The sequence below is a fragment of the Microcoleus sp. AT3-A2 genome, assembly GCF_036705685.1.
Classification (GTDB): domain Bacteria; phylum Cyanobacteriota; class Cyanobacteriia; order Cyanobacteriales; family Microcoleaceae; genus Microcoleus.
In genome coordinates this window covers 145667-160352 of sequence record NZ_JAUBVF010000009.1, presented here as the reverse complement: position 1 = coordinate 160352, position 14686 = coordinate 145667, and the positions used below count along the sequence as shown (strand labels likewise).

16 protein-coding genes are annotated in these 14686 nt (G+C 45.4%); 13 read left to right on the top strand and 3 right to left on the bottom strand.

What is annotated here, in order from left to right; genetic code table 11:
* Positions 1-532 precede the first annotated feature (532 nt).
* The 3 genes from QUB37_RS08530 to QUB37_RS08520 all read left to right on the top strand — a co-directional run bounded on the left by QUB37_RS08530 (position 533) and on the right by QUB37_RS08520 (position 2903).
* Positions 533-886, top strand: a complete 354-nt coding sequence (locus QUB37_RS08530) for a hypothetical protein (protein ID WP_333160908.1) — start codon at positions 533-535, stop codon at positions 884-886.
* A gap of 455 nt (positions 887-1341) precedes the next feature.
* Positions 1342-2472, top strand: coding sequence for a sodium-dependent bicarbonate transport family permease (locus QUB37_RS08525; protein ID WP_333160906.1), 1131 nt, complete (start codon positions 1342-1344; stop codon positions 2470-2472).
* Positions 2473-2570: 98 nt separating this feature from the next.
* A complete protein-coding gene (locus QUB37_RS08520; protein ID WP_333160904.1) occupies positions 2571-2903 on the top strand; it encodes a P-II family nitrogen regulator in 333 nt (110 codons plus the stop codon).
* A 189-nt stretch (positions 2904-3092) separates the two neighbouring features.
* Here QUB37_RS08520 and tnpA read toward each other — a convergent pair whose 3' ends face one another.
* Complete coding sequence (gene tnpA / locus QUB37_RS08515) at positions 3093-3527, bottom strand: IS200/IS605 family transposase (protein WP_333160902.1); 435 nt, start codon at positions 3525-3527, stop codon at positions 3093-3095.
* 45 nt (positions 3528-3572) lie between these two features.
* Here tnpA and QUB37_RS08510 point away from each other — a divergent pair, with 45 nt between their 5' ends.
* The 10 genes from QUB37_RS08510 to QUB37_RS08465 all read left to right on the top strand — a co-directional run bounded on the left by QUB37_RS08510 (position 3573) and on the right by QUB37_RS08465 (position 11792).
* Complete coding sequence (locus tag QUB37_RS08510; RefSeq protein ID WP_333160900.1) at positions 3573-4955, top strand: transposase; 1383 nt, start codon at positions 3573-3575, stop codon at positions 4953-4955.
* Positions 4956-5343: 388 nt separating this feature from the next.
* Complete coding sequence (locus tag QUB37_RS08505) at positions 5344-5916, top strand: transposase family protein (protein ID WP_333160898.1); 573 nt, start codon at positions 5344-5346, stop codon at positions 5914-5916.
* A gap of 27 nt (positions 5917-5943) precedes the next feature.
* Positions 5944-7209: an ABC transporter permease gene (locus QUB37_RS08500; protein WP_333160896.1), complete on the top strand. Its 1266-nt coding sequence runs from the start codon at positions 5944-5946 to the stop codon at positions 7207-7209.
* Between the two features lie 530 nt (positions 7210-7739).
* Positions 7740-8078 carry an NADH-quinone oxidoreductase subunit K gene (locus QUB37_RS08495; RefSeq protein ID WP_333160895.1) on the top strand — a complete coding sequence of 113 codons (339 nt, stop codon included), beginning with the start codon at positions 7740-7742 and terminating at the stop codon, positions 8076-8078.
* Positions 8075-9505, top strand: a complete 1431-nt coding sequence (locus tag QUB37_RS08490) for a cation:proton antiporter (protein WP_333160893.1) — start codon at positions 8075-8077, stop codon at positions 9503-9505. Before QUB37_RS08495 ends, QUB37_RS08490 begins: the two co-directional genes overlap by 4 nt.
* Complete coding sequence (locus QUB37_RS08485; protein ID WP_333160891.1) at positions 9502-9885, top strand: Na+/H+ antiporter subunit E; 384 nt, start codon at positions 9502-9504, stop codon at positions 9883-9885. Before QUB37_RS08490 ends, QUB37_RS08485 begins: the two co-directional genes overlap by 4 nt.
* A 150-nt stretch (positions 9886-10035) precedes the next feature.
* The gene (locus QUB37_RS08480; RefSeq protein WP_333160917.1) at positions 10036-10266 is read left to right on the top strand and encodes a hypothetical protein; all 231 of its coding nucleotides are present in this window, start codon (positions 10036-10038) and stop codon (positions 10264-10266) included.
* Entirely contained in the window at positions 10263-10550 is a 288-nt protein-coding gene (locus tag QUB37_RS08475) for a monovalent cation/H(+) antiporter subunit G (RefSeq protein ID WP_333160889.1), read from the top strand. The genes QUB37_RS08480 and QUB37_RS08475 overlap by 4 nt, the downstream gene beginning before the upstream one ends.
* Positions 10540-11127, top strand: coding sequence for a DUF4040 domain-containing protein (locus tag QUB37_RS08470; protein WP_333160887.1), 588 nt, complete (start codon positions 10540-10542; stop codon positions 11125-11127). Before QUB37_RS08475 ends, QUB37_RS08470 begins: the two co-directional genes overlap by 11 nt.
* The gene (locus tag QUB37_RS08465) at positions 11127-11792 is read left to right on the top strand and encodes a Na(+)/H(+) antiporter subunit B (protein WP_333160885.1); all 666 of its coding nucleotides are present in this window, start codon (positions 11127-11129) and stop codon (positions 11790-11792) included. The genes QUB37_RS08470 and QUB37_RS08465 overlap by 1 nt, the downstream gene beginning before the upstream one ends.
* 663 nt (positions 11793-12455) lie before the next feature.
* On the opposite strand, the gene QUB37_RS08460 is transcribed toward QUB37_RS08465, so the two are convergent.
* Positions 12456-12788, bottom strand: coding sequence for a transposase (locus tag QUB37_RS08460; RefSeq protein WP_333160883.1), 333 nt, complete (start codon positions 12786-12788; stop codon positions 12456-12458).
* Between the two features lie 261 nt (positions 12789-13049).
* Positions 13050-14267, bottom strand: coding sequence for a hypothetical protein (locus QUB37_RS08455; RefSeq protein WP_333160881.1), 1218 nt, complete (start codon positions 14265-14267; stop codon positions 13050-13052).
* Between the last annotated feature and the right edge of the window lie 419 nt (positions 14268-14686).

Below are 14686 nucleotides of genomic sequence, written 5' to 3'. Positions count from 1 at the left end.
TAACATTTTGGGGTTCTATATTTTTCACTCCGTTCAAGTCAGTTATATCATACCTCATCTTTCTGATAAATGCTATATATCATATTAGTTTTTTGTGTAATTAATTTTGTTTGACTACTTACCCTGTTTAAAGGCACAACAGCTTACAGCCAGCGTTAGACAAAGGCTTTAATTGTTTTTGGAGATGTCTATTACACGTTTTTTGCTAGAGAAGCAGGAAGTTGTCGATCTTTTTCACAAGCCTTGCTTGGCTTATATCCCGACTCCCAATTGAGTACAATTACAGTGCGGGACTTACGCCAAAAGAGTTAATTTTATGCCAAAGATCGGCGAATTCACTACCCTCGGTTGAGAAAGATTGACTCAGATTAGCTGAAGCATTTTATAAAAAATACTTATCCTTTTTGCGCTATGACCACCATTCAACCAGCCAATCTAAGTATAAACTTAAGAATATCGTTCAAGGCAAAAGCATAGATGTTTGTCTTCTGTTCGACATCAATGTCAGGTTTGAGCGCCCCAGTCTCTCTCGTTGAGACACTCTCCATTCACAGGAGAATTTCTGACAGGTATTTCCGTAGCGGCGGGCAAGTTCCCGCCACCGCCACACACATTCGATCAGCATGGAGCGGACACTATTAACAAGTTTGACCAAACTAAACTACCGACCAAATTTGTCAACACCAGCGAAGGCTGGCTAGTGCAGGTATATAATAGCGCAGATCGCAGCCTGCTCTGCGTGCTCGATTCATCTCACGCCTGGACTTTTTTGTTGGGCTGTGCGTTCGGTCTCCTACTGGCGGTGGGGTGGTTTAACCTCGCCAGTTACAGTCCGTCCAGGACTTATGAACCGTCAACAACTCCCCCCGAAATGTGGATTGATTAGCTCAGTCATTGCTAGAAGAGTGGTGTCCACGCAACTCTTCCGGTTTGGCTGATCCCATACCGTCCTCGGTGCAATATCTGTGTATAGAGAAAATTCTGCGATCGCAATTTACACTGACCAGAGATATACGGGTTTTCTGAAAATAAAGGGAAAACTTATGATTGGAATTTGAAATTACTTGGCATATCCATGTAAAGCGATCGCAAATTTGTGCGAAATTAAGGATATGACTTAAGTACATAGAATTTTGGGTCTTAATAGGTATTGATCTATAGAAGTTACTGCGGGACAGCGACACCTTCTAGCCCCATTCGGAGAGCGACCATCTCTGAACCTTCTGCTGACAGGTGTTCGCCTAACACCTGTCGGCAGGGTTGAAGCGCTGCACCCTTACTTCTTAAAGCTCACCGATCGCAATAATCGCTCTTTTTTAGAGGAGGCAGAAGGAGGTATTCATGGATTTTTTGTCCTTGTTTTTAATGGACTTCGTTAAGCAGTTGCAGTCCCCAACACTCGGGTTTTTGATTGGTGGTATGGTCATTGCCGCCCTTGGTAGCGAATTAATAATTCCAGAGGCGATTAATCAGATCATCGTCTTCATGCTGCTCATGAAAATCGGTCTGACCGGTGGTCAGGCGATCCGCAATTCCAACCTGACGGAGATGGTGATACCCGCAGCGTCTGCTGTAGCAGTAGGGGTTCTTGTGGTATTCATCGCGCGCTATACGTTGGCTAAGCTGCCGAAGGTCAACACCATAGATGCGATTGCGACCGGGGGATTGTTTGGTGCTGTGAGTGGCTCTACCATGGCTGCAGCCCTGACACTACTGGAAGAACAAAACATGCCATACGAGGCATGGGCTGCCGCACTCTATCCCTTCATGGATATCCCAGCGCTCGTAACGGCGATTGTGGTGGCCAACATTTATCTCAACCAGAAGAAGGGTAGTGCAGCAGCCCACTCTACCGTGCAGGACTCTTTCAGCAAGCAGCCCGTTGCAGCAGGCGATTATCCCGATCAGCAGGATTATCCCCGCAACCGGCAAGAGTATCTCAGCAAGCAGCAGAAGCCTGCGGATAATCGGGTCAAAATATGGCCGATCGTGCAAGAAAGCCTCCAGGGTCCTGCCCTATCGGCAATGTTGCTCGGCATTGCTCTTGGTCTGTTCACCCAGCCGGAAAGTGTCTATAAAAGCTTCTACGACCCCCTCTTCCGCGGCTTGCTTTCGATCTTGATGCTGGTCATGGGTATGGAGGCTTGGTCAAGACTTGGCGAACTACGTAAGGTGGCCCAGTGGTACGTCGTGTATAGCGTAGTGGCACCGCTGCTGCATGGGTTCATCGCCTTCGGTCTCGGCATGATTGCCCACTACACCACAGGATTCAGCCTGGGCGGTGTTGTGATCCTGGCCGTTATTGCCGCCTCCAGTTCAGACATCTCAGGTCCGCCCACGTTGCGAGCCGGGATTCCGTCGGCCAATCCCTCCGCCTACATCGGCGCATCCACAGCCATCGGTACACCCATTGCGATCGGCGTGGGAATACCGCTCTTCCTCGGGCTTGCCCAGGCGATAGGCGGCAGCTAATCCCAGACGGGTCGCGGTCTGTCGGCGCTCCCTTGACCCGGCAGACCAAGCGACTCAATATATTAAGATCAACATACGTAGGTAAGGAGGTTACCAACATGCCCAAGCCAGCCAAAAAGCTTGTCATCGTCACGGAAAAGATTCTGCTGAAAAAGATCGTTCATATCATCGAAGAAGCCGGGGCAACCGGTTATACGGTTCTGGAAACCGGCGGTAAAGGCAGTCGCAACGTGCGCTCGTCGGGACAACCTAGCGTTTCTGACATCACGGCGAATATAAAATTCGAGGTGCTCACCCCGGATCGGGATATGGCCGAGAATATTGCGGATCAGGTCGCAATCAAGTTTTTCCTCGATTTTGCGGGCATGATCTATATCTGTGACGCGGAGGTACTGTACGGGCACAGTTTCTGTGGACCAGACGGCTGTTGAATCGAGGCGACACAAACCTAAAAAGCCGGGGCATGACCCCGGTTTTTAGCTAATCAGACGGGAATCCCCACACCATATCGCTTCGATTGGTGTGGGATGAAAGGTGCGTGAGACGAGGATTCCACCTGTTCATAATCTCAAGGCGTAGCTTTGAGCAGTGAGCAGGTGGATGACGAGACGAACAAACTCTTATTCGGAGGGTCTATCTTGTTCCTCAATGTACTTCTTTAATTGCTCAACCGTCACGCCGCCACATGAAACAATAAAATATCCATTTGTCCAAAAAACATCTTTCCAGTAAACTTTTTGAACTTCCTCTACAAACTCTTTCCGCAAATAGCGACTAGATACAGTCTTAAGATTGTTGATAAGCTTACTTGGTTCAGTTTGCGGTGTATACTGAAGTAGCAAATGTACGTAGTCACGCTCACCATTGAATTCTACCAATCTTCCTTCCCATTTTTCCATCAAGTTCTTGAAAATCTCCTCAAGCCTGGACAACATTGGATCGGTCAGAACTTTCCGCCGATACTTGGTTGTTAACACTAAATGACACTTGAGATCAGAAACTCCTCTAGCTTTATGGATAAAATATTTACTCACAGACTTGACACCAAATAACATCCTCTGATCAATGAACACTAATTGATGCGTATTGGCTGTGATGTAATGAAAGCGACTTATCAGTACCAGTTATATCCCGACACTAATCAAAAGTTGACCCTCAACCATTGGCTGAGAATCTGTCGCTATTGGTATAATCGACAGTTAGGTGATCGATTTGATTGGTGGGAAATGAACCGCACTGCTATAAACGCTTGTCCATTGATTGCTAGCATCTCTGCGCCTCGTCAAAAACCCAATTACTACTCCCAAAAACAACAATTGCCCGTCATCAAGAAAGACCTGGTAAAAGTCTTTTACAGTGGTGAACTATTGGATTTTAAGCAGGTAGATTCCACTATCCTGCAAGACGTTTCTAAGCGAGTAGACAAAGCTTTTGAACGGTTTATGGTAGGAGATAGTAAAGGCGGTCGGTCTGGTAAACCCCGATTCAAGACTGAAGCGGATTACCGAACGATGACTTTTTCTACGGCTAACAGCGATTGGATTAAGCTGGTTCGCAAGAATTGGTTTTATATCCGATTGCCGAAGTTGGGCATCATGAAAGTTCGGATGCACCGCCCAATCCCCGATGGGTTTATCGTTAAGCAAATTAGTGTAACTAGAAAGGCTGACGGTTGGTTCGTTCAGATAATGCTTGAAGACTCTTCTGTACCGCAGTTGATTCCCGACAAAGTTACCCCAAATTGGGACAACTCAATTGGGCTAGATGCGGTGCTACATGAAGATGTCTACTTGGCAACATCATTAGGGGAAAAATTGCCTTCGTTGAAACCGCTTCGCAAAAACCAAGCTAAGCTAGACCGTATTTCAAAGAAGCAAAATAAGCGGAAGTGTGGCTCTAAATCCCGACGAAAATTAACAAAAAAAGAGGCGAGAAAGCACCAAAAAATAGCGCGTTCTCGCCAAGACTTCCATTACAAAACGGCTCACAACCTTGTCAGGTCTGGAGCTAAATTCTTCTTTCATGAAGATTTGGATTTAAAGGGTTTAACCAAGCGGAATAAAGTTAAGCAAGATGATGAGGGTAATTACCTCCCGAACGGTCAGTCAGCGAAATCAGGACTAAACAAGTCTTGGCTGGATGCTGCGTTCGGTCAATTTTTTAAGACACTGGAATACATAGCCGAAAAAGCTGGGTCAGTTGTCGTTCCGCAAAAACCTGCTTATACCTCAATGGTTCTGTGCTATCGGAATGAAATCATTTTCACCGATTGCGGTACGCGAAACTATTGGGATGAGCAGCATTCTTTGATAGTTGATCGTGATGTGAATGCAGCGATTAATTTGAAGAGACTTGGGTTGGGCATTTTCCCAAGTATAAAACGTCGTAGTGGGAATCTTTCTCTAGTAGGAACTATAGATGACAGTACCACAAAGGAAATTTTGTACACCCTTTATCGGGCTACAAAGATGCCCACGCCATAACTGTACTCAGTTTGGCGTGAGAGTATGTCACTAGCCGTATTTCTTGCCTGCGGGACTTGAGTCTCAGTTGCAGTCCCCAACGATCGGCTTTATGATAGGTGGTATGGTCATTGCCACTTTATATAAATTTGAAACCGGAGCAATTTAAACGGAGATTTGGTGTCCAGATTCAAACGTTTAAAGAAATGGTTAACACTTGAGAAAAATTCCGGGAATGAAAATCCTCAAGATAAACGAGGACGCCTTGATCGCTTTAACTCTTGAAGAACAAGTTTCAGTAGCCTTGGAATATTGGTGAGAATATCGAACCTATTTTCATCTGGGGACAAATTAGGGAGTATCCGGATCGACGATTTGCCGAATTGTAACTAACATTGAATCAACTTTAATGAAAACGGGGAAGTTTGGTATTCCTGGGAAAAAAGCATTGTTCAAAGGTTTTGGGCGTCAGCAAAGTTGTGGTAATGGATGTCACAGAAACAGCTATCGAACGAAAAAAAAACAGAAAAAATACTATTCAGTCAATAAAAAACACCCCAGCCTAAAAATGCAAGTGGTCATTAATCAAGAAAGTAAACCGATTATTTGCCTATATTTTGAACCTGGGCATTGCCACGATTTCAGCTTGTTTAAAAAAAGCAATCTTCATTTCCATCCCTCAACCGATAGTGTACAAGATAGTGGCTATCAAGGGATAAAAGATTATCACTTTAATAGCTCGATTCCTAAAAAGAAACCCAAAAAACCGAATGTTTCTCTTTTAGAAAAAGACTATAATCGAGCTTTAGCCCAGGAGGGAATAGTGATTGATTATGTTAATAGGAGTCTAAAAGTTTTCAAAATTTTGTCAAGTCGTTATCGAAATTGTCACCGCCGTTATGGTCTCCGTTGTAATTTGTTGTCAGCACTTTACAATTATGATTTAGCTCTCAGGTCTAAAATTCAAAAGCTTCAATTCTAACATAGATTTTTTTTCAAGAGGTCTAATATGAAATTACAGACTCGCTCCGGTACGAACAAAATCTCTAATGTTCAAATCGCGTTCATGGCGACAGAGGCGCTGTGGAATAATAAGTTGCGTACCAGTTTAACTATGCTGGGCGTAATTATTGGGATATCTTCGGTAATTGCCATTACTTCGGTGGGACAGGGAGTACAAAAATCAACTGAAGAACAGTTAAAGGCTTTGGGTACAAATGTGCTGTTGGTTTTATCCGGCGCTGCGCGATCGGGCGGTGTCAGTCAGGGAAGCGGTTCTGCTACTACCCTTACTTGGGATGACGCTAGGGCGATCGGCAAACAAGCTCCCGCAGTTAAGGCGATTTCGGCTTATTTGCAGCGTCAAGTGCAAGTGGTTTATGCCGGACAAAATTCATTTACTGCTATTTTGGGCACAGATTTAAACTATCCAGATGTCAAGAACATTCAACCCCAAGAAGGACGGTTTTTTAACGAGGATGAATTGAATGCTGCTGAGCCAGTAGTTGTCCTCGGGTCTAAGGTGCGGGACGAACTTTTTGGACCCGGAGCTAATGCGCTATCCTCCGATATTCGCATTCAGGGAAACCGCTACAAGGTGATTGGAGTGATGGAAAGCAAGGGGTCTGTAGGGGGAACCGATCAGGACGATCGAGTGTATATTCCCCTCAAAAATATGTCTTCGCGGATTGTGGGGAGAAATTCTTTAGCGGGGATTGCGATATCGGGTTTTTGGTTGGAAACTGCCGACGAATCGGATTTAGCTGATGCTCAATTTCAAGTAGAAAATATTATGCGCTTGCGCCACAATATTTATCCACCACAACCGGATGATTTTCGAGTTGTAAATCAAGCTGAGATAGTTAATACTTTCAGCAATGTGATAGGTTTATTTACGGTGATGGTGGGTTCGATCGCCGGAATTTCTTTGGTGGTTGGCGGCATCGGTATTGCTAATATTATGTTGGTGTCTGTTGTGGAACGCACTAAGGAAATCGGGATTCGCAAAGCGGTAGGCGCTACTAATGCAGCAATTCTGATTCAATTTATGGCGGAATCTATTTTAGTTTCGACGGTGGGGGGAACGGCGGGTATTGGGTTGGGAGTTGCGATCGCCTTTGGGGCCTCGACAGCGTTTAAATTTCCGTTTGTGGTTTCTGTATGGTCGATCGCAGCCGGTTTTGGGCTATCTTTTACTGTAGGCTTATTGGCTGGAGTGCTACCGGCTCGGAATGCGGCTCGCTTAGATCCGATCGCAGCTTTGCGGAATGATTGAACTTAGTGACGTTCGCCCCAGTTAAATTGAACAGTCCTGAACCCACGAGTGGTCTGAAACCGGGGAAAGATCGACGATCGGACTTCCTTGTCGGCCACAGATTCGCTAACGGGACTTAGACAAAAATTACGTCAAAAATGGCTGCAAACGGGGACAGGTAAAGGGTTTGAGATTGAATTGGGATCAGTCTTGAATTGACAACGGTTTCACCTCTGATATCAAATCCGCGCTTCATCGTCGGGCGTAAAATCGAGTCAACACTCAACACTCAACCATCATGTAGTTTTTCGACTGACAGTTAACAGGCAACAGTCAACAGCCAACAGTCAACAGCCAACAGTCAACAGCCAACAACCAACAGTCAACAGCCAACAGTCAACAGTCAACAGTCAACAGTCAACAAACTCTTTCCCTTACCTAGACTGCGTTTCAGGTACTTGAGGGGCTAGAAAATGTCTAAGTCCCATTAGAAATAATATACGTTAATTCAAATATAATAATAAACACCCCTTATCCAACAAGCAATTTCCATGTTAGAAGCATTGGTATTGGCAACAGTATTTTGCGGATTTTTTGGTATCATCTTTAAAAAGAACCTGCTCATGAAAATCGTCTGTATGGATGTCATGAGTACAGGGGTTATCGCCTATTACGTGGTGGTGGCATCGCGAGAAGGCTTGCTGACACCAATTATTTCAAAGGGGAAAAATGTTGTCGCTTACGCCGATCCGGTTCCCCAGGCGGTGATCTTAACGGCGATCGTGATCGGCTTTTCAGTTCAGGCTTTAATGCTGGTCAGTGTGATGAAACTGGCACGAGATAATCCGACATTAGAAAGTAACGAAATCGAGATGAATAATACCCCATGAATACCCTGACGCTAGCCTGGATTGGACTCCCGTTTTTTGTCGGGTTTAGTATTTATTTGATTCCGAAGTTTGACAAGTATCTGGCAATATTCGGAGCGATCGCGTCCGCTGCCTATGCGTTCCAGCTTTTTGTAATGCCGTCAGCGGTGACGCTGGAGTTACTGGATAATTTCAGTGTCACCTTGTTAGTCGATCGCTTGAGCGGGTATTTCATCTTAACCAATGCCTTAGTCACAGCAGCGGTGATTATCTACTGTTGGCCCACAGAGAAGACGGCATTTTTTTATGCACAGATTCTGATGGTACACGGCAGCCTGAATGCGGCCTTTGCCTCTAGTGACTTTATCAGTTTATATGTGGGGTTAGAAGTCAGCGGGATTGCGGCGTTTCTCTTGATTGCCTATCCTCGCACCGATCGCTCGATTTGGGTAGCTTTGCGCTATCTATTTATTAGCAACACGGCAATGCTGTTTTATCTAGTCGGTGCCGTGCTGGTTTATAAGGCAAGTAATTCGTTTAGTTTTGCCGGCTTGGGTGCAGCGCCCCCAGAGGCGACAGCTCTGATCTTTATGGCACTCTTGGTTAAGGGAGGTGTGTTTGTATCGGGGTTATGGCTACCGCTAACTCACTCGGAATCAGAAACGCCAGTGTCGGCTTTGCTGTCAGGGATTGTGGTTAAAGCGGGGGTATATCCCCTCGTGCGGTGCGCGCTGATGGTGGAGGAGGTGGCACCCATCGTCCAGATTTTCGGAGTCGGGGCGGCGTTTATGGGCGTGTTCTATGGCATCTTTGAAAAGGATACCAAGCGGGTGCTGGCGTTCAGCACGGTTTCGCAGTTAGGTTGGATTCTCGTAGCCCCGGAAGTGGCAGGCTTTTATGCCCTCGCCCACGGCTTGGTCAAATCGGCGCTATTCCTGATTGCGGGTTCTTTACCCAGCCGCGACTTTAAGGAATTGCGACAAAAGCAGATCAATACTAAGCTCTGGATTGCCTTAGTCGTGGCTAGCCTTTCGATCTCAGGCTTTCCTTTTTTGGTTGGCTTTGGGGCAAAGATGTTGACTTTGAAGAATTTGACACCCGCTTATGCGACAGCCATGAATGTGGCAGCAGTAGGAACTGCTATCCTATTTGCTAAATTCATCTTTCTGCCCCGTGGTGGAGAAGCAAAATCAAAACCTGGTTTTTGGCCTGCGGTGTTGCTGTTGGTAAGTGGGCTGATTGCAGCCAATGCCTTTTATGTTGAGGCCTATACGCTGGACAATATGGTTAAGGCGATCGCCGTCATCGGTGTTGGTTGGTTAGCCTATTTTCTAATTTTTCAACGCACGGCAATCAAACTGCCACGTATGCTTGAACAATTCGATCACTTGGTCGGTTTTATGAGCTTGATTTCGCTCCTACTATTCTGGATGGCATTCTCAACATGATTGGACAGCTAATATTAAGACTGACGATCTGGTTTCTACTCACAGCCGATTTTAGTTTGGCAAATATTGCGATCGGCATCATCATTGCTTTCCTGTTGCCGCGCAGCTACGCACCCCCGGAACCTTTGAGGGAATGGTTGGGGGTGTTCGGTAAAATATTGAGGGCGATTCCGATAGCTTATATAGAAGCTTTTGAACTCATCTTCCGCCCCCATAGACACGAAGATGTGATCATGGAAAAAGTGCCAAACCATCGATCGCCCTTGTTGATCTTCCTAGATGTCTTCGTGATCACTTTTACTCCTAAGACGATTGTTGTGAAATATCACGAAGAGGGTTTTTACGAAGTACACCGAGTGCAACGGACATCAAACACCTAGCTCAAGTTTCTTTCTGAATGATTTAACCGCTCTTGACGCCGAGTCAGAGAAGAGAAGAGAAGAGAGAAATGAATAATTCCGATTTAGCTAAGTAAGAAAAATCAGGAGTCCACACAATTGAACAACTTGAACAACTTGATTTTAATTGCGATGATTCTGGCTCTGCTCATACCCATGTACGAGGTATGGAAAGATCATGATATCTGGCAAACAATGTTGGCGTTTGCCAGTATCTCGACGAAAACGGCAATCATCGCTCTCGTCATATCCGTCTGGCGCGATGATTGGATGATCGGTGTGGTGGCGGCGATTATCCTCAGTGTGGGTGAAGCTGGATTGATGTTGTTGGCACATATAATCAAACGTATCAGTGAACCATGATCGTAATAGATGTATTGAGCTATACCTGCATCGGTATAGGGATTTTTTTCTGGTTTTGGGGTACTTCTTACCTACTTGGGAAGCGATCGGTTTTGTATAAACTGCACAGTCTTTCGGTAGCAGACACGCTTGGGTCAATGTTGATCGTCGTCGGATTGCTGCTGCAAATACCCAGTAAATGGCCCCTGCTGATTCTGGCGATCATTTGCTTAGCAACCTGGAACACAATGCTGGGATATGTGTTGGCCCATTGTTCCAAAACAGGGAGTAACTATGAACGATAATAGCTACATTTATGTCCTCGTCGCTCTGCTACCCTTAGCTGCTGGTATGGTGGTATTTCAGGTCAATCCATACCACGCATTGCTACTGCGGGGGGTATTGGGAGCGATCGCCGCCTTGGTGTATACAATTTTAGGCGCGGGGGATGTGGGCTTGACCGAAGCCTTGATGGGTACTCTACTCGCGATTACACTTTATGCAGTGACGGTGCGTTCATCCTTCGTGCTGCGTCTGGGTGTAATCGAAGAGGGGACAGAGGGCGATGCTATATCAAACGACAAAACCGCAGGTGATTTTAAGCAACTGATAGATGACATCCGCACAGTTTTTCAGAAACGCCATATGCGCCTGGAACTCGTTCCCTATGCGACTACACAGGCATTGCAGCGGGGGCTGAGGGAAAAAGAAGTTCATGCAGCTTGTGCGCCACAAAGCCAATTGGAACACAGCGGCGAAGCGCAACTTTATAACACCGCAACCAGAGTTCGGCGTGTCTACGACATCATGCAAACCGAACTTTCATCACCAGGGACAACCCTAACCTATGTAAATACACCAGACGCAGAGGACAAACATTGATGAAGTGGGTTTACTTTTTATCAGGGATAGCGCTGTTTGTCAAAATGCTGCTAATAGCCAATCCAGTAATGGACTTATCGCAGCAAAGTTCGATCGTCGAATTGGTTGTTCAAGATAGTGGAGTATCCAATGCGGTTTCCGGTATCATTTTTCGAAATCGGCTGTACGACACGATCTTTGAAGTCGTGGTATTTACGATCGCCATCATGGGTGCAAGTTTTATGCTAGCCAATGAAAGTCCGTCCTGCGCCATATATCAGTTTACCGATCAACCATCGATTATTTTGGCGCGATTGGGAGCGACGATTGCCGCGTTGGTGGGTATCGAACTAGCAATTCGCGGCCATTTAAGTCCAGGCGGTGGTTTTGCGGCGGGTGTAGCGGGGGGAACTGCGATCGGCTTGGTGGCGATTACCTCATCACCGCAGTGGATGCAAGAAATCTACCAGCGCTGGCATGCCGCGACTTTGGAGAAGGTTTCGGTACTTGTTTTCATTGTATTGTCCGTTATCACTCTGTCAGGATATGAGTTACCGCACGGAGAGTTAGGCACACTTTTCAGCGGTGGCATTCTCCCCTTGCTCAATATCCTGGTTGCAGTCAAAGTCGCATTAGGATCGTGGGCGGTGATGTTGGTATTTATTCGCTATCGCGGATTGCTATGACAAATGTTCCTAGCTCAAATCCATTGGCATCGAAATTATTCATCTCTCTCATTCTCTGACTCTGTATCCTCTGTGTCCTCTGTTCTTTGCGGTTTAATCGAAACTTCCCCGCTTTGGGGCAGGGCTGTTTCATTCTCGAATTTTAGCACAGCTAAAATTCTGAATGAAAATATTAATGTCAGACTCGAACCCTAAAAATTCAACTATAGCAATCCTTGCAGGAGTCGTAAACTTTTTACCCTACCCCAACCCTCCCCTTATCAAGGGGAGGGAGTAAGAAATTCACAAATAATTTAGGATTGCTATATCAATTTTATTGATAGTTGAATGAACCGTTTTTCTTACTTTTTAAAGAATTGAAAAATTTATCTTTTTAATTGTGAGCAGATGATTGAGCTAATATACAATTTTAACTGAGTAAAAATATCAGATTTTATAATTCATAGTTTAGTCACCTCTGCCCGATTCTTAATGATGAAAAGCCAGCCTAAAAATCGGTAAAAATTACAGCACTTCCCTATGCTATGTGGTACAGTAACAACAATCAGTGAACAATTTTTTTAAATGGCTATAATTCATCAAATCGAGGGCAACTTCTATTATCCTATCAATCATTGCTGGGGTCTTGGGAGCAAAACTTCGCAAAAACGATTTAAGCTGTGATTACCACATTTCAATAGGATTAAAATCGGGAGAGTAGGGTGATAAACAAATAACACGCGCACCGACAGCTTCAATCATTAGTACAATTGAGGTGAGTTTAGGGGAAGGTAAATTATCCATTACTACTACCGCTACCGGCGGCAATTGAAGGCATAAAAACTGGTCAATAAATAAACTAAATGCTGAACCATCTATTGAATCATCCATTGTTATTACTGCCCGAACTTTCTTCAGACTAATTGCGCCAATAACCGTGACTTTAGCCTCTGCATAAAATGGCTTGATTCCACCGACTCTTGTCCCTATCTGTGAGCGGGCATGAGTTCTAGCCAAACAAGTCCATCATCCCCGTTCCCAGAGAGAGATAAAAGGTTCTCGGTCTCGATATTTTTCATTTTTTCCCAATACTCAACTCTCAACTTTTGTACTCTGTCTGTTCCAGCTTGGCTACTACACCAGGTTTTTTTGATCCGCTCAATAATTCGGGGTGAATTGCTCAAAGATGCACCTCAAATGACGCACAATCGTTCCTAAGTGGGTAGTCCGCCCCGAATTATTGAGCGGATACAAATGTGCAACAGCTTACTCTCTTACTTACACAATTTCGCCCTCTAATTCACCGAATTCGATTTGAGTTCCCAACGCCAAAGTCAGGGTACTTTCAGGTTCTACCATTTTTATATCACCTTGAATGTCGGTAGCCCACCAAGCGCGATCGGACACATTGGTCAATCCTAACGAAAGCTCGTTTCTCGATCGAGAAGTGACTATAGCTACAAGGCCGTTAGATGCTGCGGCTGTTAAACTCGGTATGTCAGAGGTGAATAATTGAGTTCCCGCACTCAGAGGGATAATTCGACTGCCTATTTTTAGATAAAATTGACCGCTGGTAAAAGAATTTACTGCGGGCTGATCTGATATAAAGGTAGGCGCCATATTTGTTGGTGTTGGGGCTGGCAAGTCAGAATTTCCTACTGTAATTGTACAGTTGCCGATTTTCTTTTGGTCGCCCGATCGCAAATAACTCACGGCCCCGCTATCAACATTCTCGCAAACAATTTGACCTGCTTCTAATTGAAATCGCATGGCCAAGGGCGAAACATTAGGAATGCAGATAATAGACAAATTTTCATCACTGCCAAAAGTCACTGGTTCCGAACCCAGAGTGAGAGTGCGATTTGCTCCCGTATCGTAACTAATGACCAGCCAAGCTTTGTTGAACAAAGTTTCAGCTACAACCAACATAATTCCAATCCAAAAACCGATCGCAGCACAGCCAGCTAAACGGCCTGCTGTACCGGATAGATTATAAGCAAACAGAATAAACAAACAGCCGCCCAACACACCCCCAACACCGCCGCCTCCCATGCCGCGAAGCGCCCCCAAATTAGGAATCCGCTGTGCAAGTCCAAGTCCTAACAAACTGCCAGCTATTCCCCAGCAAATTACTCGCAATAATTCATTGTTTCCGTCGCCAATCCCGCTATAAATTCCTTCGGCGATCGCCCCAGAAATTGCTCCTGCTATTAAACCAAACAATCCGCCATTTTTTAAAGCCTGTTTAATTTGAGGCTTGCCTTTGATATAGTAATAATAGCCGAACATAATAGCAGTAGCAATGCCACCGCCTACCAATCCAAACCAGCGAGCTGTGGACAATACACTGTCAAAAAAAGCACTGTCAAAAAAAGATTCCGAACCAGGGAGTTGCTGCATGAAAGGTTCGGTGATTAGATTGCCGACGAAACCGCCGACAGCACCGCTAATGCCAAACTGTAAAGCTTTTTTAAGGGCTGATAGATTTCTTTTCACGGCGCACCAGATTAAAAGTGAGAGTCAAATCTAGCTACAAGCTCGAAAGTCACGATTTCCGATGATCTGATATCTGGCACCATTATCAAGAACAGGCTTTCCGGCCTGTTCCACAAACACAAAGAGTGAGTTTTCTTGCGGGGAGTAGGGTTTGGGCCCCAGAGCCCGCCCATCCAAAACTTATTGAGAATGCTGCAAGATGTGAGACGATCGCACATCTCCCCCTGTCTCCCTGCTGTCTCCCCCCATCTCCCGCTTCCCTCCCTCTCAGGGCCAAGCCTTTGAACCTCGCGCCCTCGCCCGTCACAACTCATGCAGCGAGGTCTAGATCGCCTGCAACCCTTGCTGCTAAATAATTTCAGATAGTTCTTTCCGGTGATATTTTAACTTCTCAGACCCAAGCGAGGGCCCAAATATGA